The sequence below is a fragment of the Pollutimonas rozaliensis genome, from assembly GCF_048751585.1.
In the GTDB taxonomy this organism is placed as follows: Bacteria; Pseudomonadota; Gammaproteobacteria; order Burkholderiales; family Burkholderiaceae_B.
The window spans coordinates 82,071-107,955 of record NZ_JAZHOB010000004.1; the positions used below are offsets into that span (position 1 = coordinate 82,071).

A 25,885-nucleotide genomic window follows, 5' to 3' on the forward strand; every position below is an offset into this window, starting at 1 on the left:
GATCAATCGACCGATGCGCCGGATTGCTTGACGGCCCTGCCCCATTTGGCGATTTCGGTGTCGATGAACTGCTTGCCCTCTTCGGGCGTATAGATCAACGGTTGGGCTCCACGATCCGTCAGCGTCTTTGCCGCCGCGGGCGATTTGAGAATCCCGTTGATTTTCTCGTTCAGGTATTTCACGACCTCGGCAGGGGTTTCACTGGGAGCGAAAACGGCCGCCCAGCCTACGGCCTCGAAACCTGGATAACCCGACTCGGCCACGGTAGGCACCTGCGGCAGTTGCGGCACACGCTCACGCGTGGTCACGGCCAGCGGATTGGCCGCCTTGGACTGCACATGGGGAAGAGCGGCGGTAACCGAGTCGACCATCAGCGGTACATGATTGCCCAGGAAATCAGCCTGCGCCGGACCACTGCCTTTGTAGGGAATATGCCGCAGTTCAATCTTGGCCTCGGCCTTGAACATCTCCGCCGACAAATGCTGGGTGCCCCCTATGCCCGCGCTGGCATAGGCCAGATCGTCGGGCTTGGCGCGCGCCTGCTCCACCAGTTGGGACAGCGATGTGATGCCGCTTTTCGGATTCGCCAGGAAAATCAGCGGCACGGTAAAGATGCCGCCCACCGGCACAAAGTCGGATTTCAGCGAATAACCCGGGTTGCTGTAGAGCGTCTGATTGACGGCGCCCGCGCTGCCGCCAACAGCCAGGGTGTAGCCATCGGGCTTGGCACGCGCCACGAACTGCATGCCGATATTGCTGCCGGCGCCGGCCTTGTTCTCGACGATGACGGGCTGGCCCACTTCGGCGGAAAGCTTTTCAGCTATGGCACGGGCGAAGATATCGGTCGCCTGCCCCGGCGGAAAAGGCACGACCATGGTGATGGGGCGATCAGGATAGGCGGCGTGCGCAATGCCGGCGGCGCCGATAAGTGCGCAAGCCAGCACGGTCTTGGGAAAAGGTAGGCGGTTCTTCATATACAGGTCTGGTAAGGTTCTTCAAGCGGTGTTGGTTTTCGCAACAATATACTATGCAAGCCGCAATCCAGTCCTAGTTGGCGACAATACCCGCCGACCGTATGACCCCAGACCAATGTTCGGTATCCGCCTTGACGGTTTTCCCTAGCGCATCGGGCGATTGATAGCGCGCCTCAATACCGGCGGCACGCGCTTTCTGAATGGTTTCAGGCTTTGCCAAACCGATCTCCAGGGCGCGGGTGATCCGCTCGATTGCGTCTGGGGGGGTTCCGGCGGGCGCGAATAGCGATACCCAGGCATCCAGTTCGAAATTGGCGAAACCCTGCTCAACCGAGGTCGGCACATCCGGCAGCATGGGGTGGCGCGATCCGCTGGCTACAGCGATGGCGCGCAATTTCCCTTGCTGGATATGGCCAATGATGGACGGCGGCGTCGTGATAAACAATTGCACTCGGCCCGAGAGCACATCCTGAATGGCAGGCCCCGAACCTTTGTAAGGCACATGCACCATATCGATCGCCGTCATCTGCTTAAGGAGTTCAGTGCCGACGTGCGGCACCGAGCCGCTTCCTTGAGAGGCGTAATTGATTTCGCCAGGATGGGCTTTGGCATACTCAACCAGCTCCTTCAAAGTGTGGACGGGCAGGGACGGATGAACCACCACCACATGCGGCGCCACAGCCAGCATGGCGACAGGCGTGAAGGATTCGGCGTTCCAGCGTAAATCTGAAAATAGCGACGGATTGCCGGCGTGATACATGGAGTACGACGCCAACAATGTGTAGCCGTCGGGCGCAGCTTGCGCGACATAACCGTAGGCAATATTTCCGCTTGCACCGGCGCGATTATCGACCACGACGGTCTGACTTAGTGCCTGGGTCAGGGGCTCGCTGGCCAGCCGTGCCGCCATATCGACGATACCGCCGGGGGGCACAGGCACGACAATCGTTATAGGCCGCGTCGGAAAGTCTTGCGCTGCCGCGCCCTGCATGAAGAAGGCCGACAGTGCGATGACAAGAAGTTTGATCATGGTGCGAAATCCATAGGGTTGTGCAATGGCGGGAAACATCAGCGTGAGAGCTCGTCCCGAACGATGCGCGCACCATCGACCATGGCCTTCATCTTGTCGTAGGCAACATGCCGGGGCAGATACTTCAGACCGCAATCGGGCGCGATCACCAGACGCTCGGCCGGCACATGAGGCAAGGCGCGGCGGATGCGCTGGGCCACGATTTCAGGCGTTTCGATGTCTTGCGTGGACAAGTCCAGGACACCGAGCATGATGGTCTTGGACGGCAGTTTCTCCAGAATGGCGCAATCGAGATTGGACTGGGCGGTTTCCACCGATATCTGGCTGGCCAGGCAGCCTTCCAGTTCGGCCAGGAAAGAGTACCCGGCGGGACGCTCATGGATGATGGCGGCATAGCCAAAGCAGATATGCACCGCGGTCGTGCCGGTGACGCCTTCCAGGGCGCGATTCAGCGTACGCACGCCATAGTCGCGTGCTTTTTCAGACCTGGCCTGCAAGTATGGCTCGTCTATCTGGACGACATCGGCCCCAGCGGCAAACAGATCCTTGATTTCCTCGTTGACGGCCGCGGCGTAGTCGTGGGCCATCTCTTCTTCCGACTTGTAGAAATCGTTCTGCGCCTGCTGTGTCATGGTGAAGGGACCCGGCACTGTGATCTTGATCTGGCGATTTGTATTGGAGCGAAGAAATTCGACATCGCGCACCTGTACGGAATGCCTGCGCCGGATCTTCCCGACGATGCGCGGCACGGGATTCGGATGCCCGCTGCGATCGAGCGCTACGCCGGGATTATCGATATCGACGCCGTCCAGGGCCGTGGCAAAACGGTTGGAATAGCTTTCCCGGCGCATTTCTCCATCGGTCAGCACGTCCAGGCCCGCGTTTTCCTGTGCCCGGATTGCAAGCAGCGTTGCATCGTCCTGAGCCTGCTCCAGCCAATCGGACTCAACGCGCCAAAGCTCCTTGGCCCGCACGCGCGGCGGAAAACGGCCACCCAGTTTGGCGCGATCAATCAGCCAGTCGGGCTGCGCGTAAGAGCCGACCAGAGTCGTAGGTAAAAGTATGGGCATGATTCGAGTCCAGTAAACGATGAGCCGGGCCTATGTGCCGCATGCCCACCGAAAAAATAAGGTGGCGCCGATAATACCCACTATCTTGAGCGTTTTTGTCAAAAACCGGAACTTGCGCCTCGACAAGCCTGATTTATAGGCGGATTTCGCGTCAATGTGAATTTCCCTCATGCAAACCATGAACGGAATAGAGACTGGCGATTCACCCGCGTTCGGCCCTTACACCGCCCGATCCAGGCCTTTCGCCCTCAGGCGGCTACCTTGCATAGCACCGGAGCAGAACGCAATAGACAACACCGGCGGCCAAGCTGGTGTGGCCGCTGTATACGACCAGCCCCAAGCCCCAACCCTGCCCGATCACCGCCACCCCCAATGCCGCCAGGAGCGCGCAAGCGCCCACCATGCGAAGTTTATGTGTAAGCGGGCGGGACAGGAGCCGGCCGAAAATGTCTTGTTGCTGGCGCTCCATGGCGCATGCCAGGGCGGCAAAACCAGCCAGGCACAACAGGATGGACAGCAGATGGTTCATGATTCGCCCAACGAAACCGGCGCTTGTCTTTGCTTGGGGTACCGTGGCCTTGCTCCGGGTGCACGCCGGGCCGTATGCCAAGCCAGCTTCGCATGCAGCAGCGCCAACGCCCAGCACATCAGGTCCATACCCGCGAATACCCAATCGCCATGACTCAGGCTGTGCCAAAACGGCCGAGAGGTGGTAAAGACATTCAGTACAGGCAATAGCGCCAGCATGATCGCCGACAGCCAGAGCTGTTCAATCCAGGCCGCCCTGGACGGACGCAGCACGGCATGTATCAAGGCGGCCGCCCACACCATGAAGAAAACCTGGATCTCGCTTGCCGCCCTTGCCGGCAGGTCTTGCGGCAGCAGCCGGTTGGCCCATAGGAAGGAAATCATGGCCACGGACAGGCCGGCAATGCTTGCGATATTCAGCCGCTCAACAAGGCGCAGGCCAAAGCCGGGCCGGCCGGCGCCGGACAGTTTCTGTCTTCGCTTTACCGTCCACAGCACCAGGCCGCTGCCCACCATGGCCGTGCCTGCCAAGCTGACCAGGAAGTACAGCCAGCGCGTCGCAACATCGCTAAAACGCCCCAGGTGCAGAGCGTAGAGCACGCCCCGCGTCTCGGCAGCCCGCCCCACTTGCTCACGGACTTCAAGCAACTTGCCGGTACTGCCTTCAAAGAGCAGATACTGCGGGCTTTTTGAGACTCTGCCGAAATCGCCCCGGGCGATGCTCACGCGCGAGGCGGTATCGCCGGGATGGGTGACGGTGACATTGCCGATATTGTCGCGTCCCCAACGGGCCTGGGCCTGCTGCACCATGTCCTGGATGGAAGCCAGGGCATGCGCTTCTCCATTGGCTTTCCCCGGGCGGATGAAGGCGCTCAGTTCCGAGCTAAGCTGCTGCCGTTCGGCGGCAGTCTGGATGGCCGCCTGCTGGCCCCAAGGCATGTACAGCGCCATCAATGTCACCAGGCCCGTGTAGGTGATCATAAGATGAAACGGCAGGCCGAATACGGATAGCGCATTGTGCGCATCCAGCCAGGAGCGTTGCCCCTTCCCCCGGCGGAAGGTGAAGAAATCGACAAAGATTTTTTTGTGGGTGATGATGCCGCTGATGATAGCCACCAGCATGAACATCGCAGCCAGGCCCGCAAGCCAACGGCCCCACTGCACAGGCATATAGTGAAACTGGAAGTGAAAGCGGTAGAAGAAATCGCCGCCCATGGTCTCGCGCGCACTGATGGCCTTGCCGGTGGCGGGATCGAAATGGCCCTCGGCAAAACCGCCGCGCCCCGCGCCTTGCGTGCGCCAGAACGCATAGACGCTGTTGTTGCGCTCGTCGGGCAGGCGCATGCTCCATTGCGAGCTGCCAGGCGCGATAGCCACGAGCTCGTCGGCGATGCGTTGAGCGGTCAATGCGGGGTCGGGTATTTGGCTTTGCTGCGCCAGTTCCGGGCGCATCCATTGCGAAAGCTCATCCTTGAAGTAGGCCACCGTGCCGGTCAGGAACATGGCGTAAAGCACCCATCCCAGCAGCAGGCCGACCCATGTGTGCAAGCCGGACATGTTCTGGCGCAGGCTTGGCGTTGCGCGGCGTGCTGCGCCGTCTTGCTTCACAAATAGCTTCCTGGAAACCAGACTGGCCAAGCGGCCGCCAAGAGAGGCATGGCCGCGGCCATCAATCCCGCCCAGGCCCGCAGGGCGCTACGGGCTGCAAAGACCCAGATCACGGCACCGGCATAAATAATGAAGCTGGCCAGCATTCCGGTCAACACCGCCTGCGGCTTGCTCATGGGCAGGACCAGCGCGGCTACGCTGGTCAGCGCTGCCAAGGCGTAGCCGCCGAACACGGCGGCTACGATGCGGGAGATGAGCGGAGCGATATCGCGCGTCCTGCGCAGTAATGCCTCCATGTAGCCGCCCTTGCCTCTTGCCGCTATGCTGCTTAGAAGTCCATCGAGGCGGACAGCATGACCGTGCGGCCTGCGGCGTTGGTTGCATAGGCACCCCTGACGGTGCTGACCAGCCAATACCTCTTGTCCGTGAGATTATCGATGTCGGCGCGCAGGACGACCGATTTACCTGCTACCTTGGTGCGGTAGCGGGCGCCTACTCCAAGGGTTGTGATGCTGGGAAGCTTCAGCGTATTGGCATCGCTGATGTACGTAGATGAAGTATAGGCAACGCGTCCATTCAAGCTCAGACCTTGCACCCAAGGTGTATCCCAGTCCAGTCCCAGATTAAATGTTCTGCTGGGCACACCCGGCGCCGTGTTGCCCTCGTTCAATCCGTTCCGGGTTTTTGTCAATTTGCCTTGAACAAAGGCCGCACTGGCCATCATCCGCAGGCCGGGTTGCAACTCGCCATAGGCACTGAGTTCCAACCCCCGGTTGCGCTGTTCGCCGGAATAATCATAGACTTTCTGGCTATCCGGCACACCCGCAGGCCCGTCAGCAAAAGCGCTGGGCCTTGCCAATTGATAGACCGCCATCGTCGTTGTCACGCGGCCCCAGTCCACCTTGACACCCGCCTCATACTGCTTGGACTTGTAGGGCTTGAGAATTTGGCCCGCATTTGCATAGGCGGGGCCCACTACGGAACCTGCTGTCAGCCCTTCGGTGAAATTACCGTATACCGAGACGTTGCTCAGCGGCTTGATCACGATACCTGCAACGGGCGAGACCGCGCTGGCCTTGTAGCTCCCTGTTTTGGCGCCGGTAGCCGTGCTGTAGCTATCGGTTTCCACTGTCTGCTTGCGTGCACCGACAGTAAGCAACACCCTATCCTCGGCAAAAGATAAGGTATCGGCAATCGCGATGCTGTCCAGCGTAGTTTCGCCGGAACGTTCCATTCCTTTACGGATCGCCGGAAGCGCAGGCAGCGGCGAAGGATCATAGATATTCGACGGCGCCGTACTAGTGCCTTGGGAATAGCCGTTACCGAGCTCTTGATGCAAGCGTGTGGCGCCCAATGTCACTGAGTGGCCGATGCTCCCCGTCTCGAAACGAGCCTGCAAGCCAACATCACCACTCAAGGATTTAGAGTAGGAGTCGTAGTAATTATTGCCCACACCGAAATTGCCGTTGGCATCGATGCCTCCACTGGTATTAGCTGGAAAAATCTGCTTCACCGTATTGTCGCGGTAGCCTAGGCCGACATGAGCCGTCAGACTGTCAGTCAGGTCATATTCGAGCCGTGAGGCGATGGTCCGATCCTTTTGCGTCAGCTCGGTGCCGGGATAGAAGGTGATATGTCCATCGGGAGCCGCCGGGATTTCCGTGATATCGGGTCGGAAGGCGATCTGTCCACGGAAATTGTCCATCTTGTCATCCGAGTAGATTGCGTCCAGCGACCAACGCAAGCGTTCTCCCCGATAGTCCAAGGCAAGCGCCCCTAATCCCAATTTCTGATTGCCGTCATTGATGGACGCCTCTCCACCGCGCAACACACCATTAAAACGTACGCCCCAGGCGTTGTCCTCTCCGAACCGGCGGCCTACATCCAGATGCATGCCTAGGTTGGCCTTACTGGTATAAGTGGTGGTCAGCCGCGTAAGCGGTTCATCATGGGCTCGTTTGGTCACGACATTGATGCTGCCGCCAATGCCGCCGTTAGGCGGAATGCCTCGCATCAGCGTACCCGGTCCTTTCAGGAGCTCGACACGCTCCACCATTTCGATCGGCACGCGGTTGGCGGACAGCAGACCATAAAGGCCATTCATGCCCGTGTCGCCCGAACCGATGGTAAAGCCGCGAATCATGAAGTCCTCGCTGAAACCTGCCGCGGACGTCGTCGTGCGCACCGAGGCGTCTTTGGTCACCACATCAGCCAGCGTCTTGGCCTGCTGATCCTCTATCAATTCCGATGTGTAGTTGACCGTGCTGAAAGGAGTATCCATGACATCGCCCGTTCCCAGCAGGCCCAGGCTTCCGCCCCGCGCCACCTGCCCGCCGGCATAGGGGGGCTCCAAGCCGTCTGCGCGATTGCCTTGAACGGTAACCGCGGGCAACTCAGTGGCGGGCGTCGCCGTCTGCGCTATCGCTCCACCCGATGCGACTAAAAGGCCGGCCGCCGCCATGTGGCGAAGCAAGGGTGTGTGGAGCAAGGGGCGATGGGGCATGTGATCACTCTTTATAGAAAGCAAGCCAGGGAAGGGAAAGCATCCGGAAACAGTCCGTGCTCGCTAGCCGTCGCGCAGCTTGATTGATCACGAAAGGAATGTCTGGGGGATGACGAAAACGCGTAACTATAGCAACATAATTGAAACAGAACAAGAATCAGTTGCATTAGTGTTGGTAAATGGGATAAGTCTGCTTCACCGTCAGAGAGCCATCCGGGGACACGGCCGCTGCTTGACGTGCCGCTCATGCGCTGCTTGATCTGTGTATAATTTCACAGCTCATTGATGGCAATCGTTCTCAATATCATTATCAATAATCTCAAAGCCAGAATACTGGCTTCCGGACCAGGAACCCCCCATGGCCTGTAGCGCTTCCCTCCGCCTTGCGGCGTCCATCGGCTTGGCTCCGGCATGCCAATTCATGTATTTAGCCATGGGCGGGTTCTGATCATGTTGTCTCCTGCGGCGCTGCGCGGTTGGTCCTGGGTGCACAAGTGGACCAGCCTGATTTGCACGGTCTTCATGCTGATGCTGTGTTTGACCGGCCTGCCCTTAATCTTTGAACATGAGATCGAGCACTGGCTTGACGATGGCGTTCAAGCCACCACGGCTGCCAGCGGCCTGCCCATGGCCAATCTGGATGCCGTCTTATCGGCGGCCCAAACACAGGTTCCCGGCAAAGCCGTCATGTATGTGGGCGACTTTACCGATGATGGCTTCTGGTACGTAAACCTTGCCGACACGGTCGCAGGCGAAGGCGCCCACGCCACAGTCACTGTGGATTACTACACGGCCCAAGTGCTGGATGCCTCGGCCCAGCGCAGCGGCTTCATGGCATTCATGCTGCAGCTGCATACCGACATGTTTCTTGGCTTGCCCGGCAAGCTGTTTCTGGGGCTGATGGCGCTGCTGTTGCTGGTGGCCATCGTATCCGGCGTGGTGCTCTATGCGCCATTCATGCGGCGGCTGCGCTTTGGCGAGGTTCGCCGCGACCGCGCGCCGCGCCTGAAATGGCTGGATCTGCACAACCTGCTGGGTATTGTCACCATAGTTTGGGCCGTTACGGTCGGCGCCACGGGAATGATCAATACCTGGGCGGAGTTGATCGTGAGCGCATGGCGATCCGACCAGATGGCCGAGATGGTTGCGCCCTATGCCGGCCAACCGCCCGTGACGCAGCCCGGCTCGCTCGAACAGGCAGTCCGGGCGGCTCAAGGGCTTGAGCCCAACATGCAATTGGGCTTTGTGGCTTTTCCCGGCTCGGCGCTGTCCAGTCCGCACCACTACGCCGTCTTCATGCGCGGCACCGAGCCGCTGACATCGCGCCTGCTCAAGCCTGTACTGGTGGATGCACAAACGCTGCAAGTCACGGACAACCGCCCTCCTCCGTGGTATATGACCGCACTGCTTCTTTCGGAACCGCTGCACTTCGGCGACTACGGCGGCCTGCCTTTGAAGATACTCTGGGCGGCCCTGGACATCATCACCATCATCGTGTTGGGCAGCGGCCTATATCTTTGGCTGGTCCGTGGCCGCAACACCGCCGCCCAGGAAGCTCGAGCCACGGCCAGTCCGCGCGCTGCCCGCCAATCGGCAAGCAGCCGCAAGGGCGCGCACAACACCCTGCGCCAAATGTGGCAGGCTCCGTCCATCATCGCGCTGGTCACACTGGTTGGACTGATTGCCGCACTGGTGGGCGATGGCTGGCATGATGCGCTGTCATGGGCAGCGCTTACCGTGCCGGTCGCACTGATAGCGTGGAAATGGGGACGGCGCTAAGCGGTACAAAGCGGATCAGATCAAGGCGGGGTGGGGCACGCCATTTGATGCGCGCCAAGCAACGCGGTGAGTCCATCGGCACACCTACCGCCCTCCGCCGCGACTCCTTACGATGACGACATATGGCCAGTCATTCGACTGACTCCCGAACCCGGGCAATCGGGTTCATCTTTGTGGGGTTCCATTATGTCCAATCTAAAACCAGCCGTTCTCCCCCTACTCATGGCGGCCTGCCTGTCAATGGGCGCTGCCCATGCGGCGCCGCCCGAGGCGATCGTCAAACAAGTCATGACCCAGCCGCTGAATGATTATCCCGGCAAGGAAGCACTCATGATTACGGTGGACTACCCTCCGGGAGCCGTGGATCCGGTTCATCGCCACAATGCGCACAGCTTTGTCTATGTGCTGGAAGGCTCGATCGTCATGCAGGTGCAAGGCGGCAAGCAAGTGACATTGACGCCGGGACAAAGCTTTTATGAGGGTCCGGACGATATCCATACCGTCGGACGCAATGCAAGCCAAACCGAGCCGGCGAAATTTTTGGTTTTGCTGCTGAAAGAGCGGGATATGCCGTTTTTCATTCCGGACCATTAAGTCCGAAGAAACAATATGTAACATAATCACGTAGCCGGCAATGTCACACGGCACGGCTCCCATACGTCTAGCACAGTATGGAAACCAGGACTTGCCCCTCATTGCCCGGCGTACGCTCGCGCCACCCCGCCTCTGGCGCGGCGGATCCTTTAGCGGGCAGCTTTGTCACCAGCTACGCGGGTGTTGTCGCCTTTCTGGCCGTGGCCGACGAAGGCAGCTTTTCCAAGGCCAGCGATCGCCTGGGCATAGGCCGCTCGGCGGTCAGCCGGAGCGTGCAGAAGCTGGAAGCGCAACTTGATGCCCGCCTGTTCCATCGCACGACACGCAGCACATCGCTGACCCGCGAAGGCGAACTGTTCTACGAAAACTGCCAGCCCGGCGTGGCGCGTATCGTTCAGGCTCTGGAAGACATGCGCGAATTGCGCAACGGCCCTCCACGAGGCCATCTGCGCATCCAATCGACGCCCGGTTTTGGACGCAAGGTAATCGCCCCGCTGCTGCAAGATTTTCATGCGCAGTACCCGGATATCACGCTGGAGCTTCTGCTGGACGAGCGCCCTGCCGATTTCACCGCGGATCGCATAGACGTATCCTTTCGGGACGGTCGAATGGAAGACAGCGACATCGTCGCACGGCAGTTGATTCCCATGCAGATGGTCGTATGCGCCTCGCCGGGATATGCAAAAGCTTACGGCCTTCCGCGCCATATGGACGACTTGGCCAAGCACCGCTGCATCAATTTTCGGACAGCGTCGGGCCGCGCCCGCGAATGGGAATTCAAGATCGACGGCTTTGCCAAGAAGCATCAGCCGCCAGCCCGGCACACCTTCAACGATCTGGACTTGATGTTGCAGGCGGTACTGCGGGATCAAGGGATCGCCCAGCTTCCCGCCTATCTGGTGTGCGATTTGCTCCGTGACAAGAAACTGGTCGCCTGCCTTGCGCAGCATGCCCCCGATGATGGCGGCCATTATCTTTGCTATCTCAGCCGCAAACAGCTGCCCGCGAGAATCCGCGTGTTCGTCGAACACATCACCGAACAAATACGCTCGCTTGATCTGCAATGCCCGCCCATCCTGACGAGCATCAACGCGGCCTGAGGGCCGCTCCATTGATGCTCCTGATGCAACACCGTGAGGCCCACTGCGGCCCTACCGCCGGGGCGGAGCCAATCCTACAATTTTTCCTACACACATCACCATCAGGAGAACGCCATGAAAATCGTCGTCATTGGAGGCACCGGACTCATCGGCAGCAAAGTGGTCAAGACTCTGCAAGCGCAAGGGCATCAGGTCATTGCGGCCTCCCCCGCCACGGGCATCAACACCATCACAGGCGAAGGCCTGGCGCAAGCGATGGCGGGCACCGATGTCGTGGTTGATCTTGCGAACTCGCCTTCCTTTGCGGACAAGGACGTCCTTGAGTTCTTCGAAACATCGGGCCGGAATCTGTTCGCCGCCGAGGTTGCAGCCGATGTACAGCACCATGTCGCGCTTTCCGTCGTCGGAACCGATCGCCTGGCGGACAGCGGCTACTTCCGCGGCAAGATCGCCCAGGAAAAACTGATACGCGAGTCGGGTGTGCCCTACACCATCGTCCAGTCCACGCAATTCTTCGAGTTCCTTGGCGGCATCGCGCAGGCCGGCGGCATGGGGGAAACCATCCGGATATCCCCGTCCTTTTTCCAGCCTATCTCATCTGACGATGTCGCCGCGGCCGTCGCGGATTATGCGGTCGGCGAGCCGCGCAACGGGATCGTGGAAATCGCCGGCCCGGAGCGCGTAAAGCTTTCCGAGCTGGTACGGCGCTACCTGGAAGCAAGCTCCGATCCCCGCAAGGTGGTGGAAGATGTGCAAGCCCGGTACTTTGGCGCGGAACTCAAGGACGATACCCTTCTTCCAGGCGCCAATCCACGCCTGGGTGCGATGAATTTCGATACCTGGTTCGCCCAATCCAAAGTGTCGAGGTAACAGGCGGACGCCGCCTATCATGGCCAAATTGCAAGCCCCGCCCTTATCCCTGCTGGACAGATATCGCGGGCACGACACACAAGCCCTGTACTCGGCCACCGTCATCGTTACGGGAGGCGAATCGGGCCATGGACGGGCGTCGGGTGTTGCGCGCTCGGACGACGGCAATCTGAATGTGCATCTGCGCCTGCCCAAGGCGCTAGGCGGACCCGGAGGAGGCACCAACCCGGAGCAATTGTTCGCGGCCGGATACGCCGCCTGCTTCCACGGCGCCCTGAGTCTGCTGGCGGCGCAGGCCGAAATCCCCATTCCCGGCAGCTCGGTGGAAGTCACGGTCGATTTCAGCCGCGATCCCATGGACGGCTTGTTCGTGCTGACCGCGTATACGCGCATTCGCCTGCCCGGCGTGGAAAGAGCCATTGCCGAAGAGCTGGTTCGTCATACCGAGCGCTATTGCCCGTATACCAAGATGGCACGCAACGGGATAAGGAATGTTGTGGCGCTGGTGCGTTCGGATCTGACTGACAAGCGATAGCCACGCCCGTATCCCGCAACTCAACAACATCAATCTCTTTTTTTTAGCATTCTTATGAACCAATTCGAAAACCAGGTAGTACTGGTGACCGGCGGCGGCGCCGGCATCGGCCTGCGCGCGGCGGAAAAATTTGTCCGCCATGGCGCACGCGTCATCATCACCGGACGCAGGCAAGCTGCATTGACGCAGGCGGTCCATGCCACTCCCGGCCTGGGCTATGTGGTGGCCGATGCCGGCAATCCAAGCGATGCCGCTCGGACCATAGACGAGGTGGTGCATCGATACGGGCGCCTGGACGTGCTGGTCAACAATGCCGGAGCCGGAGCCATCCTGCCCTTGCCGGATGCTGGTTTTGCTCAAATCAACGAAATTTTCTCCGTCAATGTCATCGGGCCTTCCTTGCTGGCAAGCGCCGCGCTTCCTCATTTGAAGCAGTCCGCCGGCAACATCGTCAACGTATCAAGCACTTTTGGACACAAGGCCGGAGCGGCGCTATCGCACTACGCAGCCAGCAAGGCGGCGCTGGAGCACTTGACCCGGTGCTGGGCGCTTGAGCTTGCCCCTGATGGCATACGAGTGAACGCCGTTGCGGCTGGCCCCACGGAAACCGACTTCCTGTCCGAGAGAATGAAACTCTCGGCCGAACAGATCGAAAGCGTCAAGGCGAGCGAACGCGCCCGCATTCCGTTGGGCAGACGCGGATTACCCGAAGATGTTGCCGGCTGGATCGTTTCGCTGGCGTCCCCCGACGCGGCCTGGATCACCGGCCAAGTGTTTACCGTTGACGGCGGGCTTAATGTGAGCTGATAAGGGTCAGCCGCTATGCCATCGGGATTGCGCAAGAGGCCTGATGAAAAATCAACGAATTACGACTGTGTTGGTTTTTGAGTTTGTCACTCGTTGAACGTTGAGTTTGTAACTTCTGGGGGCATACGTCACTTAGCTTGGCAATTTTGCCACCGTAATTTGCAAACTCAGTGGCAATCGACAACAAATGTTGCCAAATGCAACATTCTCCCTCCCCCCTCTTGAAGATCCCGGCTTCGTCCTTATAATTAGCACTCGAAGGGGTTGAGTGCTAACATCGCCCCTCTGCCTATTGATTAATCATTTATTGAACAGGAGTTCCTCCATGGCACTGCGTCCTTTGCACGATCGCGTGATCGTCAAGCGTCTGGACAACGAGCGCACAACTGCCTCGGGTATCGTCATCCCTGAAAGCGCCGCTGAAAAGCCCGATCAGGGTGAAGTCATTGCTGTTGGTCCCGGCAAACGGTCCGACGACGGCAAAGTTCAGCCTGTTGACCTGAAAGTGGGCGACAAGGTTCTGTTCGGCAAATACGCCGGCCAAACGGTCAAGGTCGATGGCGAAGAAGTTCTCGTCATCCGCGAGGAAGAAATCCTCGCCGTGGTTCTGTAATCACACCCGAATCAATCAAGGAATTTTACAATGGCTGCTAAACAAGTTTTATTCGGCGACGACGCACGTGTGCGCATCGTCCGTGGCGTAAACATTCTCGCCAATGCTGTGAAGACCACGTTGGGCCCCAAGGGTCGCAACGTCGTTCTGGATCGCTCTTTCGGCGCACCCACCGTCACTAAAGACGGCGTGTCGGTTGCCAAAGAAATCGAACTGAAAGACAAATTCGAAAACATCGGCGCCCAGTTGGTCAAGGAAGTCGCTTCCAAGACCTCCGACAACGCTGGCGACGGCACCACCACGGCTACCGTCCTGGCCCAGTCCATCGTTGAAGAAGGCCTGAAGTACGTTGCCGCCGGCATCAACCCCATGGACCTGAAGCGCGGTATCGACAAGGCTGTTGCCGTTGCCGTCGACGAACTGAAGAAACTGTCCAAGCCTTGCACCACCAGCAAGGAAATCGCCCAGGTCGGCTCCATTTCGGCCAACAGCGATTCCTCGATTGGCGAAATCATCGCCAATGCGATGGACAAGGTCGGCAAGGAAGGCGTCATTACCGTTGAAGACGGCAAGTCGCTGGACAACGAGCTGGACGTCGTCGAAGGCATGCAATTCGACCGCGGCTACCTGTCGCCCTACTTCATCAACAACCCCGACAAGCAAGTTTCCGTGCTGGAAGATCCGTATGTCCTGATTTTCGACAAGAAAATCAGCAACATCCGCGACCTGCTGCCCATCCTGGAACAAGTTGCCAAGTCCAGCCGTCCCCTGCTGATCGTGGCTGAAGACGTCGAAGGCGAAGCTCTGGCCACTCTGGTTGTCAACAACATCCGCGGCATCCTGAAAACGACTGCTGTCAAGGCTCCTGGCTTTGGCGATCGTCGCAAGGCCATGCTGGAAGACATCGCCATCCTGACCGGCGGCGTCGTCATCTCGGAAGAAACCGGCATGTCGCTTGAAAAAGCCGCGCTGGAAGATCTGGGCCAGGCCAAGCGCATTGAAGTCGGCAAGGAAAACACCATCGTTATCGACGGCGCTGGCGACAGCAAGTCCATCGAAGCCCGCGTCAAGCAAATCCGCGTGCAAATCGAAGAAGCCACGTCCGACTACGACCGTGAAAAACTGCAAGAACGCGTTGCCAAGCTGGCAGGCGGCGTTGCCGTGATTCGCGTCGGTGCCGCCACCGAAGTCGAAATGAAGGAAAAGAAAGCACGCGTTGAAGATGCCCTGCATGCTACGCGCGCCGCTGTCGAAGAAGGTATTGTTCCTGGAGGCGGTGTTGCTCTTATCCGCGCCAAGGAAGCCATTGCCAAGCTGAAGGGCGACAACGTCGACCAGGAAGCCGGCATCAAGCTGGTCCTGCGCGCTGTTGAAGCTCCGCTGCGCACCATTGTTGCAAACGCGGGCGACGAGCCTAGCGTTGTGGTCAACAACGTGGCAAACGGCAAAGGCAACTACGGCTACAACGCCGCTACCGGCGAGTACGGCGACCTGGTCGAGCAAGGCGTTCTGGACCCCACCAAGGTTACCCGCACCGCGCTGCAAAACGCGGCATCGGTTGCCAGCCTGTTGCTCACGACCGAAGCCGCTGTGGCCGAAATCGTGGAAGACAAGCCTGCTGGTGGCGGTATGCCCGACATGGGCGGCATGGGTGGTATGGGCGGCATGGGCGGCTTCTAAGCCACTGCCTCTCCATTTCCCCGGCCCGGGCTCGCGCCCGGGCATGCAGTTCAAAGCCTCCGATCCGTCGGAGGCTTTTTCATTTGCGCCACTTACGCAAAGCGGACACAACAAAAAACCTATAATGCAGCGTCGACTTTCAACGCGGCCCCGCTGCGCTACCCTGGCCCTATGACTTCGAATCAATCTCCCTATAAAAGCAAAGGCGGCCTGGGCCGCCTGGTTAATGCGCTGCGCTACTCGGCCCAAGGATTGGGCGCGGCCTTCCGGCATGAAGCGGCCTTCCGGCAAGAACTGCTGCTGGTGGCGGTGCTGGCGCCGGTTGCGATCTGGCTGGGCCGCAGCCTGGGCGAAGTGCTCATGCTGCTGGGCACCTTGTTCTTCGTGCTGATCGTCGAACTGCTGAATTCCGGACTGGAGGCGCTTGCCGACACCATCACGCTGGACAATCATCCACTGATAGGCCGCGCCAAGGACCTGGGCAGCGCCGCGGTCATGCTGTCCATCGTATTCGGCACCCTGGTGTGGCTGACCGTGATCGCCTCGCACTTCCTGGCAAGCTAGCCGCCTATAATTCCCGGCGGTACCCCCACGGCACAATTTCACAAAGTTTCTCATGACCTTCACGCAAAAACTCGACCAGGCCTGGGCCACAAGCGGCTCGATGCTGACAGTGGGACTGGATCCCGATCCTCAACGCTTCCCCGCCGAATTGCAGGGCCGTCCGGATGCCATTTACGAATTCTGCCGCGCCATCGTCGATGTGACCTCCCAATACGCCTGTGCAATCAAACCGCAGATCGCCTATTTTTCGGCGCAGCGCGCCGAAGACCAATTGGAAGCCCTGTGCGACTATGTCCGTGCACAGCACCCCGGTCTGCCCATCATCCTGGATGCCAAGCGGGGCGATATCGGCTCGACCGCCGAACAGTATGCCCTGGAGGCATTCGAGCGCTATCAGGCCGACGCCGTAACGGTCAATCCCTACATGGGCTTCGATTCCCTGGAACCCTACCTGGCCTGGGACAGCAAAGGCGTGATCATCCTGTGCCGCACATCGAACAAGGGCGGTTCCGATCTGCAGTTCGTGACGGCTGGCGACGGGACTCCCCTATACCTGCATGTGGCCAGCCTGGCCGCCGAGCGCTGGAACACCAACGGCCAATGCGCCTTGGTTGTGGGCGCCACATTTCCTGAAGAAATCGCAAAGGTTCGCGAGCGCGTTGGCGACATGCCGCTGCTGGTTCCTGGAATCGGGGCTCAAGGCGGCGACATTCCCGCCACGGTGAAGGCGGGATGCGATAGCCGGGGAACAGGAATGATGATCAATTCGTCGCGCGCCATTCTGTATGCCAGCGGCGGAGACGATTGGCGCGAGGCGGCGGCGCTGGCGGCGCGATCGACCCGCGATGCGATCAATGCTGCCCGATAAGGGCAATCGCCGTATTTAACGCGAAGGCTACCGAGGCATGGCGGATCTGCGTGCGATCGCCTTCGAATATCTTGGTCATGGCGCGAGTGACCACCCCTTGCGATGCGCGCTGCGCAAAACCGAAGCACACCATGCCCACCGGCTTGCCGGGGGTGCCGCCATCGGGGCCGGCAATGCCGGTGGTGGAGATGGCAAATTGCGATAGCTGGGCGGCGGACAGCACACCGGCCGCCATTTCCATGGCGGTTTCCTCGCTGACCGCTCCAAAGCGCTCCAGCGTATCCACATTGACTCGCAATTGCTCGACTTTGGCCGCATTGCTGTAGGTGACGAAGCCGCGATCGAACCACTGGCTGGAGCCGGGCGTGTCCGTCATCGCGGCGGCCAGCAATCCGCCGGTGCAGGATTCGGCGCAGGCAAACATCCAGCCGCGATCGATCAATAATTGGCCCAGTTGCGGAGCCTGTGCCGGCGAGTCGTTGACCATCATAGAAACACCTCGAGTCTGACCAGGATGGCGATAAGCAGCAAGCTATATGCCGCCGCCACGATATCGTCCCACATGACGCCGAAGCCATTCTTGAAATGGCTATCAAAGAAGTGGATGGGCGGCGGCTTCACGATGTCGAACAGGCGGAACACCACGAAGGCCAGCAACTGGGCGCCAAAAGTATCGGGCGTCAGCCAAAGCACCAGCCAGAAAGCGACGATCTCGTCCCAGACCATGCCTCCGTGATCGGGACGTCCCATTTCCTTGCCGACCCTGTGGCAGGCCCAGCAACCCAGCGCGAAGGACCCCAAGAGCGCCGCGCCGATGTAGAAGTCGGGCAGGCGGGAAATGGCCAGCGCCCACAACAACCATGCCAGCAGCGTGCCCCAGGTGCCGGGAGCGGGACGGATCAGGCCGCTGCCGAACCCGAAGGAAAGCATGCGGGGAAAGGAGTGGAATACCCAGGCCGTCGTTGGCGGGGGTGCTTCTTGAGTGTCGGAGGGATGATCGGGGGACGGCATACGATATCTTATTTTATCCGCGGGAAATTCACGAAAAATGATCGAAGCCGCCGGCGGCCACGGTAATGGGATTGCCTTGCGCATCTTTTGTCACCAGCCCGGCCCGGCCGGTTATCCGGCCCACGCGCGTGACGCGCACAGACGCCTGGTCGGCCAATTGCTGGATGAGCGGGCGCCGGTCCCGCGCCGCGGTAAAGCATAACTGATAAACATCGCCGCCAGCCAGGACGGCCGCCCGCAGCAGCGCGTCATCCAGTTCCCCCAAGACGGGATCGACAGGCAGCGCATCGTAATCCAGTTCAGCGCCGCAGGCGCTGGCGTCGAGGATATGTCCGAGATCCTGCAACAAGCCGTCCGAAATATCCAGCGCCGAGTGCGCGACGCCCGCCAATGTTTCCGCAAATCGCCACGGCGGCAAAGGCCGCTCAAGGGCAGGCCGCGTTGCGGCCAGCAAGGCTGGATTGCCGGGCAGGGAACCCTGCAATAAACGCAAGGCGATATCGGCTGCGCCCAGCGTACCGGTCACCCAGATATCATCGTCCGGCTTGGCGCCCGACCGCAACAAGGCTTCTTGCGGCCTGACCTGCCCCATGACGGTAACGTTGATGACGACGCCAGCAACACTGCGCGTCGTGTCGCCGCCAATCAAGGGACACCGCGCCTGATCGGCCAGAGCATGAAAGCCGCCCGAGAATGCGGCAAGCCAATCATGATCCACGACCGGCAAGGACAGGCTAAGCAGGCAGCCCAGCGGCTGGGCTCCCATGGCGGCCAGGTCCGACAGGTTGACCGCCAGCGCCTTGTGGCCAAGGGATGCGGGGTCGACATCGGAAAAGAAATGCCGGCCCTCAATCAGAAGGTCGGTGCTGCATGCCAGCTGATAGCCAGGCTCCACCGTCACCAGCGCGCAATCGTCGCCGCCTCCCAGGATGCCGGGTGGCGCGGGACGGGAAAAATAACGCGCGATGAGGTCGAACTCGTTATTCAACAGGTCCTCTAGCGGCGCGTGGCGGCTTGAACCTCGTCGGGTCGGACGTCGGCCACCATCTTGTCGAGCACCCCATTCACGAACTTGAAGCCGTCGGTGCCGCCAAACGATTTGGCCAGCTCGACCGCTTCGTTGATGGCCACTTTGTAGGGGACTTCGATGTGATGGATGAGCTCGAAGCTGCCGATCAGCAAAATACCATGCTCGATGGGCGAGAGCTCTTCAAGAGGCCTGTCCACATAAGGCATGAAGCGTTCGCGCAATGCGGGCGCTTCGCGCAGGACGCCATGCAACAGCGTTTTGAACCAGGTTGCATCCGCTTCCTGGAATTCGTCATCGTCGCGGATGTGCGCGTCGATTTCGCCGGCATCCTGCAGGCCGGCATCGCCGCGCAGCAACCAGGCGTACACGCCCTGCAAGGCGAATTCGCGCGCGCGCCGGCGGGCGCTGCGGCTGTTGCCGCGGGCGGCTGCGCCCGCCGGCGCAGCCGGTGTTCTACTTGTCGTCAAAATCTTCGTCCTCGTCGTCTTCGTCTTCATCCTCGTCGTAGTCTTCGTCGTCATCGGTTTCCGGCTCGAGAGCCGCCACCAGATTGGCCATTTCAACCGCGCTGCGCGCGCAATCGCGACCCTTCTCCGCAGCGCGCTCTTGCGCCTGCTCGTCGGTGTCGGTGGTCAGAACGCCATTGGCCACGGGAATGCCTGTTTCGAGCGCCACGCGGCTGATCGCCGATGCGCTTTCGTTGCTGACGATTTCGAAATGATAGGTTTCGCCGCGGATGACGGCGCCAAGGGCAATCAGCGCGTCGAACTCGAATGTTTCGGCCATCTGCGCCAAGGTGACGCCCAATTCCAGCGCGCCCGGCACGGTAACCAGCATGACATCGCGCTCGTCCACGCCCAGTTCAGCCAATTCGGCAAGGCATGACTCGAGCTCGGCCTGGCCGATTTCTTCGTTGAAACGGGACCGGACAATCCCTATATGCAGACCTTCCCCGTTCAGGTCGGGGGACAGAGTGTAAGGGTTCATAGTCAGTAATTCCAGTTAAGGGGTGGCAGAAGGTTCACTATCGTAACCCGTTATGGTCAGGGAAAAGCCGGCCATGCTCGGCATTTTTCTTGGGCGGGCCAGAAGGCGCGCCTTCCCTACATTAAGATCGCGCATGATCTGCGCACCAATACCGTAGGTGCGCAAGCCATAGCGGCTTTCGCGGTCGGAAACCGGCGCCTCGGGCGCCGATTCATGGTTCCAGGCATCAAACTGGCTGAACAGCAATTCCGAGTCGCCCTGGCAATTCATAAGGATCAGCAAGCCGGATGGAGCCTGTGCGATCGCCTTGAGGGCATTGGGCACGCTCCAGCTATGCGCCGTGGCGCCCTCGAACAGGACATCGATGAGGCTGGTCGGCTCGTGCACCCGCACCAGTGTCTCGGACTCGGGGGTAATGGAGCCATGCGCCAGGGCCAGATGCAGGGCGCCCGAGGCCAGGTCGCGGTAGGCGACCGCCTGGAATTCGCCCCAGGCTGTCTGCACCTGGCGGCTGGCCAGGCGCTCGACCATGGATTCGTGCTCGCTGCGGTACTGGATAAGGTCGGCGATCGTGCCGATCTTCAAGCCATGTTCTTGCGCGAAGACCTTCAGGTCGGGCAGACGCGCCATGGTGCCATCGGGCTTCAGTATTTCGCAGATGACGGCGGCGGGCGTCAGTCCCGCCAGCGCCGTCAGATCGCAGCCCGCCTCGGTATGGCCGGCACGCACCAGAACGCCGCCGCGCACGGCCTGCACCGGAAAAATATGGCCCGGCTGGACCAGGTCGGCCGGCTTGGCGTCGCGCGCCACCGCCATCTGAATGGTACGGGCACGGTCCGCTGCGGAAATGCCGGTCTCCACCCCTTCAGCCGCCTCGATCGACATGGTGAAGTTGGTGCCGAAACGGGTGCCATTGCGGCTTGCCATGAGGGGCAGATCCAGTTGGCGGCAGCGCTCTTCGGTCAGAGTCAGGCACACCAGGCCGCGCGCATGGGTGACCATGAAATTGATGGCCTCGGGGGTAACGAATTCAGCCGCCATCACCAGGTCGCCCTCGTTCTCGCGGTCTTCTTCATCGACCAGTATGACTAGCCTGCCGGCGCGCAACTCGGCGACAATCTCGGGAACAGGTGATATTTCGTAGGACTGGACCGGACTCAAATCCGCATCGGAGGGCTTGCTCATAACATTCGGCTCGGTAGAAAGTTGGCTCATTTTAACGCCTGAACGCGGCTCGGCACTGTATTGTCGCCCGAAGCGGCAAGCCGTGCTCGATGCCAGGGCGCCAGGCGGCCGGATCGGTGTTCCGCCCATATGGCCAAAGCCGGGTAATATCGCCCCTAACGCATCAAGGGCCTGTCAACGCTAAAAGGCAAAGCAATCATGCTCGGAAGTAAAAAAACCGCCGGCCCGCAAGACGGACGCCGCAGCATCCAATCCGTGGAAACCGGCTTTCCCCTGCTGGCGGCCCTGGTCGACGCGGGCGTACCCCTGACACTGCGCGACCTGGCGTCGCGCGCGGGAATGACATCGGCCAAAGCGCACCCCTACCTGGTCAGCTTCACCCGCGTCGGCCTGGTCCAGCAGGACGCCTCCACCGGCCAGTACGAATTGGGGCCTTTCGCCCTGCAAATGGGCCTGGTCAGCCTTCAGCGCCTGGACCCCGTGCGCGTCGCCCTGCCCCATGCCAATCAACTGGCCGGAAAAATAGGCCATACCCTGGCCATTGCGGCGTTGGGTTCGCACGGCCCGACCATGATACATATCTCGCAAGCCAGCTATCCCGTGCATGTCAACATGCGCAACGGCACCGTCATGTCCATGCTGCATACCGCCACCGGCCATGTGTTCGCGGCCTGGCTGCCGCCCAAGATCGCCCAGCATTACATCGAGCGCGAGATCGGCGATAAGGCGGTCGTGACCAGCATCAGTCCGCTGCTTCCCAGTCCCGACGCGCTGCAAGCCCTGCTCGCCGACGTGCGGCGCGCCGGCATCGCCCGCGCGCTGGGCAATCCTCTGCCTGGCATCGACGCCCTGTCGGTGCCCGTCTTCGATCACTCCGGCAATATTTCGCTGGCATTGACCAGCCTGGGCCCCAGTTCCCTGTTCGACGCCAGCGAAGACGGCCCCATCGCCCAAGCCCTGCGGCAATGCGCCGCGGACATCTCGCGGCAACTGGGATACCGGCCTGCGCCGTCCTGACGGCGGCTGCCGCCGGCCCGGCCTTTCTTGCCGGGCACGCAGCGGCGCCTTTGTCATATACCTGTCATCCAAATCGGCGTCAAAGCGGGTATCATCCGGCCAGATTACCTGGGACCCCGAATGCTTGAACGCGAACTCAAACTCCACGTGCCCGCAGCCAGCCGGGCAGGCCTGGAAGAAGAACTGAAACAACGGGGCGCCGCGGAGCTTGCTTTGCATGCCCGCTATTTCGACACCGCAGACCGCGACCTGGCCAAGGCCGGGATAGCGCTGCGCCTGCGCCAGGAAGGCGAACAATGGGTGCAGACCGTCAAGGCGCCCGGGCCCGACGAACTATCCCGCATCGAAACGAACCACGAACGCCCCGGCCCCGAGCTGGATTTGTCGGTCTATCGCGGTACTCCTCTGGAGCCCTTGTTGGCGCCATGGGGCAAGACGCTGGCGCTGCGCTACGAAACGCAGGTCAGCCGGCTGGCATTCCAGCACGACACTGGCCAGGGCATCATCGAGCTTGCTTACGACCGGGGATGGATCAAGGCAGGCGGGCTGCAGCTTGCCGTGCATGAACTGGAGCTCGAGCAACTTTCGGGCGACGCTGCCAATCTGTTCAGGCTGGGCCGCGAATGGCTGGAAAAGTACAGCTTGATCATAGACCTTCGCAGCAAGGCGGAGCGCGGCGACGCCCTGGCCCAGGCGGCCTGGACATTCCGCGATGCCATCCCGCGCAAAGGCTTGAAGCGGCTTCCCGAGCCGGTGCTGGCGCAACTGCTGAAAGCGCGGCGAGCGGAACCCGTAACGCTGGAACCGTCGGCAAGCACGCAGCAAGCCTATCATCAATGCACAAACGAGTGCCTGAGTCAGATTATCCGCAATGCCGCCTTCCTGGCGGGTGTGGACTGCCCCGACGCGAATCAGGATATGCGCGTCGGCTATGTTCATCAATTGCGCGTGGGCATGCGGCGCTTGCGCTCATGCTGGAAATTCTTCGGCAAGTGGGTCCGGCTTGACGAGGCTTTGCCCCTGGACGAGTTGCGCCGCTACTTTTCGCTGCTGGGCCACACGCGCGACCAGGATATCGTTCAGTTGATCATTGCGCCGCGCCTGGTCGAAGCGGGCATGCCCGCCTTGTCCGAAACCGCCGTGGCGCTCGATACCGGTGTGCACGATATGCGCGCATTGGCGGCCAGCGCCGAATTCCAGTCCTTTGTGCTGACTTTGCTTGAACGCCTGCTTGAGCGCGGCGGCGGCGATGCGGATGCCGATTCCGAATCCTCTCGAACGCTGGGCAGGCAGCTTGCCAGACGGCTTAACAAATGGCTGACCCAGGTTTGCGATGCCGGCGAACACTTCCGCCAATTGCCCGGCGAAGCGCAACATGACTTGCGCAAAGATGTGAAACGCTTGCGCTACGGCCTGGATTTTTCATCCAGCCTGCTAAAGGGAAAACGGCTGCTTGCCGTCCGCGGCGCCCTGGCGCTGGCACAGGAAAAACTGGGCGAACTGAACGATCTGTACGTGGCCCAGGCGCATTACCAGGCCCTGGCCGCCTCGCAGCCCAATGCGCTGTTTGCATTGGGCTGGCTGAAAGCCGCGCAAGAGCACAAGCAAGCGGAAGCCCAGGCCAGCTTCAAGCAATTAAGCAAGGCCGGCCCGCTGAAAACGCGCTAATCGCCCAGTAAAGCGGCCGCAAATTCGCGGGCCACAAAAGGCTGCAGGTCGTTAAGCCCTTCGCCCACCCCTATCCAATACACCGGCACGGGCCGCACGCCCTGGCTTCCCGCCGCGACCGCGGCCAAAGTCCCACCCTTGGCCGTGCCGTCCAGCTTGGTCACTACCAGGCCAGTCAGGTTGATGGCGGCATCAAAGGCCCGAATCTGCGCAATGGCATTCTGCCCCGTGTTGCCGTCGATGACCAGCAGCACTTCGTGGGGCGCGGCTCCATCGGCCTTGCCGATGACCCGCTTGATCTTCTTGAGCTCTTCCATCAGGTGCAATTGCGTGGGCAAGCGGCCGGCGGTATCGACCATGACGACACCCGCTTCGCGGGCGCGCCCCGCATTCACGGCATCGAACGCGACCGCCGCGGGATCGCCGCCTTCCTGCGCAATCACCGTCACATTATTGCGCGCGCCCCATTCCATCAATTGCTCGCGCGCGGCCGCGCGAAAAGTATCGCCCGCCGCCAGCAGGACCTTGGCGCCTTGCGCCTGGAAGTGATTGGCCAGCTTGCCGATAGAGGTGGTCTTGCCCGCTCCGTTGACTCCGGCAATCATCACGATCAAGGGCTGGGCTTGCCCCAAGGGGAATTTCTTTTCCAGCGGCGCCAAATGGTCGGTCAATATGTCGCACAGGGCCGCCTTGACCTGGGCGGCGTCATCCAGGCGCTCCTTGCGTACATGGGCGCGCAGGGCGGTCAACAATTTCTGCGTAGCCTCCATGCCCGCATCGGCCATGATCAGGGCCGTTTCCAGCTCTTCGAAAAGGGCTTCGTCGACCTTGACTCCGACAAAAAGGCCGCCAATGCTCTGCCCCGTGCGCGACAGGCCTTTTTTAAGGCGTACCAGCCATGATCCTTTCTCCGGCGCCGCCGTGGGCTCCGGATCGACGCTGGCGGGCTCGGCGCCAAGCCCCTCCGCCCGCTCTTGCACAGGAGGTTCCAGCCAGGCTTGCGGCACGTCGGTCGCGGACGGCTCGTCATGCGGCATCTGACCCAAATCGGTGTCCAGGAACGCATCCGCCAGCCCGGCGCCGGCATCCTGATCCTCCGCCGGGACGGGCGCCTGCCCCTTGCTTTCATGGGGATCCGGCTTCTTTCTTTTAAAAATACTGAACATACGTTTTACACTACCTGAATAGTTTTAATTCAAAACTCGACGATCCCTGACCGCGCATGAAGAAGCATGTAGTACGTATTGTAGGCGGTGATTACCGCAAGACGCCCATTCCCGTGGTGGATGCCGCCGGCCTGCGCCCGACTCCCGATCGCGTGCGGGAAACACTGTTCAATTGGCTGCATCACTTCTGGGGCGGCGAATATGCGGACAAACGCATTCTGGATTTGTTCGCGGGAACGGGTGCGCTGGGATTCGAAGCGGCGTCGCGCGGCGCCGGGCATGTGCAAATGGTGGAAATCAACCCAGCCGCGGTGGCCGCATTGCGAGCTCTCAAGGCGCGCCTGAAGGCGGAAAACGTACGCATCCACGCGGGCGACGCCCTTGTCGTCCTGGACCGCCTGGATAGTGCCCCCTTCGACCTGATCATGCTGGACCCGCCCTTCGAGCAAGGATGGCTGGACCGCATCTGGGCGCGGCTTCCGGCTGTTCTCAGGCCCGACGGCTTGCTGTATATTGAATCTGAAGCCGCGCTGGAGCCGCCCGGCGGCTTCCAGCTTCTACGCCAGTCGAAGGCAGGCCATGTGCATTTCCACCTGCTTCGATTTGCTGCAACGCAAAAAACAGTCAATAATCCCGCAATAAGTTGAAAAACAGATCTGATTCAATCGGCCGGATTCCCTGAATTCGGCCCTGCCATT

General features: G+C 60.6%; 27 protein-coding genes. 13 read left to right on the top strand and 14 right to left on the bottom strand.

Features of this window, described 5'->3' with window-relative positions:
- Positions 1–2: 2 nt before the first annotated feature.
- The 7 genes from V0R37_RS08550 to V0R37_RS08580 all read right to left on the bottom strand — a co-directional run bounded on the left by V0R37_RS08550 (position 3) and on the right by V0R37_RS08580 (position 7,713).
- On the bottom strand, positions 3–974 hold the full coding sequence (locus V0R37_RS08550) for a Bug family tripartite tricarboxylate transporter substrate binding protein (protein WP_420374128.1): 972 nt from the start codon (positions 972–974) through the stop codon (positions 3–5).
- Positions 975–1,047: 73 nt separating this feature from the next.
- On the bottom strand, positions 1,048–2,004 hold the full coding sequence (locus tag V0R37_RS08555; protein ID WP_420374129.1) for a Bug family tripartite tricarboxylate transporter substrate binding protein: 957 nt from the start codon (positions 2,002–2,004) through the stop codon (positions 1,048–1,050).
- Positions 2,005–2,042: 38 nt separating this feature from the next.
- Complete coding sequence (locus V0R37_RS08560) at positions 2,043–3,074, bottom strand: uroporphyrinogen decarboxylase family protein (protein ID WP_420374130.1); 1,032 nt, start codon at positions 3,072–3,074, stop codon at positions 2,043–2,045.
- 256 nt (positions 3,075–3,330) lie between these two features.
- Entirely contained in the window at positions 3,331–3,603 is a 273-nt protein-coding gene (locus V0R37_RS08565; RefSeq protein ID WP_420374131.1) for a DUF3325 domain-containing protein, read from the bottom strand.
- A complete protein-coding gene (locus V0R37_RS08570; RefSeq protein WP_420374405.1) occupies positions 3,600–5,159 on the bottom strand; it encodes a PepSY-associated TM helix domain-containing protein in 1,560 nt (519 codons plus the stop codon). Before V0R37_RS08570 ends, V0R37_RS08565 begins: the two co-directional genes overlap by 4 nt.
- A 47-nt stretch (positions 5,160–5,206) precedes the next feature.
- Positions 5,207–5,506 (bottom strand): DUF3649 domain-containing protein, encoded by a 300-nt coding sequence (locus V0R37_RS08575; RefSeq protein ID WP_420374132.1) that lies wholly within the window; start codon positions 5,504–5,506, stop codon positions 5,207–5,209.
- A gap of 32 nt (positions 5,507–5,538) precedes the next feature.
- On the bottom strand, positions 5,539–7,713 hold the full coding sequence (locus tag V0R37_RS08580; protein ID WP_420374133.1) for a TonB-dependent receptor: 2,175 nt from the start codon (positions 7,711–7,713) through the stop codon (positions 5,539–5,541).
- Between the two features lie 450 nt (positions 7,714–8,163).
- Here V0R37_RS08580 and V0R37_RS08585 point away from each other — a divergent pair, with 450 nt between their 5' ends.
- The 10 genes from V0R37_RS08585 to pyrF all read left to right on the top strand — a co-directional run bounded on the left by V0R37_RS08585 (position 8,164) and on the right by pyrF (position 17,123).
- Positions 8,164–9,492, top strand: coding sequence for a PepSY-associated TM helix domain-containing protein (locus V0R37_RS08585; protein ID WP_420374134.1), 1,329 nt, complete (start codon positions 8,164–8,166; stop codon positions 9,490–9,492).
- A gap of 186 nt (positions 9,493–9,678) precedes the next feature.
- On the top strand, positions 9,679–10,086 hold the full coding sequence (locus V0R37_RS08590; RefSeq protein ID WP_420374135.1) for a cupin domain-containing protein: 408 nt from the start codon (positions 9,679–9,681) through the stop codon (positions 10,084–10,086).
- Positions 10,087–10,163: 77 nt separating this feature from the next.
- Positions 10,164–11,186 (top strand): LysR family transcriptional regulator, encoded by a 1,023-nt coding sequence (locus V0R37_RS08595; protein ID WP_420374136.1) that lies wholly within the window; start codon positions 10,164–10,166, stop codon positions 11,184–11,186.
- A gap of 114 nt (positions 11,187–11,300) precedes the next feature.
- Positions 11,301–12,056: an SDR family oxidoreductase gene (locus V0R37_RS08600; protein WP_420374137.1), complete on the top strand. Its 756-nt coding sequence runs from the start codon at positions 11,301–11,303 to the stop codon at positions 12,054–12,056.
- 19 nt (positions 12,057–12,075) lie between these two features.
- Complete coding sequence (locus V0R37_RS08605) at positions 12,076–12,591, top strand: Ohr family peroxiredoxin (protein ID WP_420374138.1); 516 nt, start codon at positions 12,076–12,078, stop codon at positions 12,589–12,591.
- A gap of 54 nt (positions 12,592–12,645) precedes the next feature.
- Positions 12,646–13,398, top strand: coding sequence for an SDR family NAD(P)-dependent oxidoreductase (locus tag V0R37_RS08610; RefSeq protein WP_420374139.1), 753 nt, complete (start codon positions 12,646–12,648; stop codon positions 13,396–13,398).
- 325 nt (positions 13,399–13,723) lie between these two features.
- The gene (locus V0R37_RS08615; RefSeq protein WP_264131330.1) at positions 13,724–14,011 is read left to right on the top strand and encodes a co-chaperone GroES; all 288 of its coding nucleotides are present in this window, start codon (positions 13,724–13,726) and stop codon (positions 14,009–14,011) included.
- A 30-nt stretch (positions 14,012–14,041) separates the two neighbouring features.
- On the top strand, positions 14,042–15,691 hold the full coding sequence (gene groL / locus V0R37_RS08620; RefSeq protein ID WP_420374140.1) for a chaperonin GroEL: 1,650 nt from the start codon (positions 14,042–14,044) through the stop codon (positions 15,689–15,691).
- Between the two features lie 171 nt (positions 15,692–15,862).
- The gene (locus tag V0R37_RS08625) at positions 15,863–16,255 is read left to right on the top strand and encodes a diacylglycerol kinase (protein WP_420374141.1); all 393 of its coding nucleotides are present in this window, start codon (positions 15,863–15,865) and stop codon (positions 16,253–16,255) included.
- A 52-nt stretch (positions 16,256–16,307) separates the two neighbouring features.
- Complete coding sequence (gene pyrF / locus V0R37_RS08630; RefSeq protein WP_420374142.1) at positions 16,308–17,123, top strand: orotidine-5'-phosphate decarboxylase; 816 nt, start codon at positions 16,308–16,310, stop codon at positions 17,121–17,123.
- Here the strand turns inward: pyrF and V0R37_RS08635 are convergent.
- From V0R37_RS08635 to ribBA, 6 genes are read right to left on the bottom strand one after another with little or no spacing between them, the layout of a single operon-like run.
- Positions 17,107–17,613 carry a CinA family protein gene (locus V0R37_RS08635; protein WP_420374143.1) on the bottom strand — a complete coding sequence of 169 codons (507 nt, stop codon included), beginning with the start codon at positions 17,611–17,613 and terminating at the stop codon, positions 17,107–17,109. The genes pyrF and V0R37_RS08635 overlap by 17 nt on opposite strands.
- Positions 17,610–18,134: a phosphatidylglycerophosphatase A family protein gene (locus V0R37_RS08640; RefSeq protein WP_420374144.1), complete on the bottom strand. Its 525-nt coding sequence runs from the start codon at positions 18,132–18,134 to the stop codon at positions 17,610–17,612. Before V0R37_RS08640 ends, V0R37_RS08635 begins: the two co-directional genes overlap by 4 nt.
- A 28-nt stretch (positions 18,135–18,162) precedes the next feature.
- The gene (gene thiL / locus V0R37_RS08645) at positions 18,163–19,122 is read right to left on the bottom strand and encodes a thiamine-phosphate kinase (protein ID WP_420374145.1); all 960 of its coding nucleotides are present in this window, start codon (positions 19,120–19,122) and stop codon (positions 18,163–18,165) included.
- 8 nt (positions 19,123–19,130) lie between these two features.
- Positions 19,131–19,631: a transcription antitermination factor NusB gene (nusB, locus tag V0R37_RS08650; protein WP_420374146.1), complete on the bottom strand. Its 501-nt coding sequence runs from the start codon at positions 19,629–19,631 to the stop codon at positions 19,131–19,133.
- Positions 19,618–20,151 carry a 6,7-dimethyl-8-ribityllumazine synthase gene (ribH, locus tag V0R37_RS08655; protein ID WP_420374147.1) on the bottom strand — a complete coding sequence of 178 codons (534 nt, stop codon included), beginning with the start codon at positions 20,149–20,151 and terminating at the stop codon, positions 19,618–19,620. Before ribH ends, nusB begins: the two co-directional genes overlap by 14 nt.
- 15 nt (positions 20,152–20,166) lie before the next feature.
- Positions 20,167–21,336: a bifunctional 3,4-dihydroxy-2-butanone-4-phosphate synthase/GTP cyclohydrolase II gene (gene ribBA / locus V0R37_RS08660; protein ID WP_420374148.1), complete on the bottom strand. Its 1,170-nt coding sequence runs from the start codon at positions 21,334–21,336 to the stop codon at positions 20,167–20,169.
- A 198-nt stretch (positions 21,337–21,534) separates the two neighbouring features.
- Here ribBA and V0R37_RS08665 point away from each other — a divergent pair, with 198 nt between their 5' ends.
- Together V0R37_RS08665 and V0R37_RS08670 are read left to right on the top strand one after the other, a co-directional pair.
- On the top strand, positions 21,535–22,353 hold the full coding sequence (locus tag V0R37_RS08665; RefSeq protein ID WP_420374149.1) for an IclR family transcriptional regulator: 819 nt from the start codon (positions 21,535–21,537) through the stop codon (positions 22,351–22,353).
- A 120-nt stretch (positions 22,354–22,473) separates the two neighbouring features.
- On the top strand, positions 22,474–24,021 hold the full coding sequence (locus V0R37_RS08670) for a CYTH and CHAD domain-containing protein (protein ID WP_420374150.1): 1,548 nt from the start codon (positions 22,474–22,476) through the stop codon (positions 24,019–24,021).
- Here V0R37_RS08670 and ftsY read toward each other — a convergent pair.
- A complete protein-coding gene (ftsY, locus tag V0R37_RS08675) occupies positions 24,018–25,058 on the bottom strand; it encodes a signal recognition particle-docking protein FtsY (RefSeq protein ID WP_420374406.1) in 1,041 nt (346 codons plus the stop codon). The two genes, V0R37_RS08670 and ftsY, sit on opposite strands and share 4 nt — an antisense overlap.
- A 185-nt stretch (positions 25,059–25,243) precedes the next feature.
- On the opposite strand from ftsY, the gene rsmD reads away from it, so the two are divergent.
- Positions 25,244–25,834, top strand: a complete 591-nt coding sequence (gene rsmD, locus V0R37_RS08680) for a 16S rRNA (guanine(966)-N(2))-methyltransferase RsmD (protein WP_420374151.1) — start codon at positions 25,244–25,246, stop codon at positions 25,832–25,834.
- Positions 25,835–25,885 lie beyond the last annotated feature (51 nt).

Coding starts and splice junctions, on each gene's coding strand:
- V0R37_RS08550 (WP_420374128.1), bottom strand. CDS start 974: ATGAAGAACCGCCTACCTTTTCCCAAGACCGTGCTGGCTTGCGCACTT.
- V0R37_RS08555 (WP_420374129.1), bottom strand. CDS start 2,004: ATGATCAAACTTCTTGTCATCGCACTGTCGGCCTTCTTCATGCAGGGC.
- V0R37_RS08560 (WP_420374130.1), bottom strand. CDS start 3,074: ATGCCCATACTTTTACCTACGACTCTGGTCGGCTCTTACGCGCAGCCC.
- V0R37_RS08565 (WP_420374131.1), bottom strand. CDS start 3,603: ATGAACCATCTGCTGTCCATCCTGTTGTGCCTGGCTGGTTTTGCCGCC.
- V0R37_RS08570 (WP_420374405.1), bottom strand. CDS start 5,159: ATGTCCGGCTTGCACACATGGGTCGGCCTGCTGCTGGGATGGGTGCTT.
- V0R37_RS08575 (WP_420374132.1), bottom strand. CDS start 5,506: ATGGAGGCATTACTGCGCAGGACGCGCGATATCGCTCCGCTCATCTCC.
- V0R37_RS08580 (WP_420374133.1), bottom strand. CDS start 7,713: ATGCCCCATCGCCCCTTGCTCCACACACCCTTGCTTCGCCACATGGCG.
- V0R37_RS08585 (WP_420374134.1), top strand. CDS start 8,164: ATGTTGTCTCCTGCGGCGCTGCGCGGTTGGTCCTGGGTGCACAAGTGG.
- V0R37_RS08590 (WP_420374135.1), top strand. CDS start 9,679: ATGTCCAATCTAAAACCAGCCGTTCTCCCCCTACTCATGGCGGCCTGC.
- V0R37_RS08595 (WP_420374136.1), top strand. CDS start 10,164: ATGGAAACCAGGACTTGCCCCTCATTGCCCGGCGTACGCTCGCGCCAC.
- V0R37_RS08600 (WP_420374137.1), top strand. CDS start 11,301: ATGAAAATCGTCGTCATTGGAGGCACCGGACTCATCGGCAGCAAAGTG.
- V0R37_RS08605 (WP_420374138.1), top strand. CDS start 12,076: ATGGCCAAATTGCAAGCCCCGCCCTTATCCCTGCTGGACAGATATCGC.
- V0R37_RS08610 (WP_420374139.1), top strand. CDS start 12,646: ATGAACCAATTCGAAAACCAGGTAGTACTGGTGACCGGCGGCGGCGCC.
- V0R37_RS08615 (WP_264131330.1), top strand. CDS start 13,724: ATGGCACTGCGTCCTTTGCACGATCGCGTGATCGTCAAGCGTCTGGAC.
- groL (WP_420374140.1), top strand. CDS start 14,042: ATGGCTGCTAAACAAGTTTTATTCGGCGACGACGCACGTGTGCGCATC.
- V0R37_RS08625 (WP_420374141.1), top strand. CDS start 15,863: ATGACTTCGAATCAATCTCCCTATAAAAGCAAAGGCGGCCTGGGCCGC.
- pyrF (WP_420374142.1), top strand. CDS start 16,308: ATGACCTTCACGCAAAAACTCGACCAGGCCTGGGCCACAAGCGGCTCG.
- V0R37_RS08635 (WP_420374143.1), bottom strand. CDS start 17,613: ATGATGGTCAACGACTCGCCGGCACAGGCTCCGCAACTGGGCCAATTA.
- V0R37_RS08640 (WP_420374144.1), bottom strand. CDS start 18,134: ATGCCGTCCCCCGATCATCCCTCCGACACTCAAGAAGCACCCCCGCCA.
- ribH (WP_420374147.1), bottom strand. CDS start 20,151: ATGAACCCTTACACTCTGTCCCCCGACCTGAACGGGGAAGGTCTGCAT.
- ribBA (WP_420374148.1), bottom strand. CDS start 21,336: ATGAGCAAGCCCTCCGATGCGGATTTGAGTCCGGTCCAGTCCTACGAA.
- V0R37_RS08665 (WP_420374149.1), top strand. CDS start 21,535: ATGCTCGGAAGTAAAAAAACCGCCGGCCCGCAAGACGGACGCCGCAGC.
- V0R37_RS08670 (WP_420374150.1), top strand. CDS start 22,474: ATGCTTGAACGCGAACTCAAACTCCACGTGCCCGCAGCCAGCCGGGCA.
- ftsY (WP_420374406.1), bottom strand. CDS start 25,058: ATGCCGCATGACGAGCCGTCCGCGACCGACGTGCCGCAAGCCTGGCTG.
- rsmD (WP_420374151.1), top strand. CDS start 25,244: ATGAAGAAGCATGTAGTACGTATTGTAGGCGGTGATTACCGCAAGACG.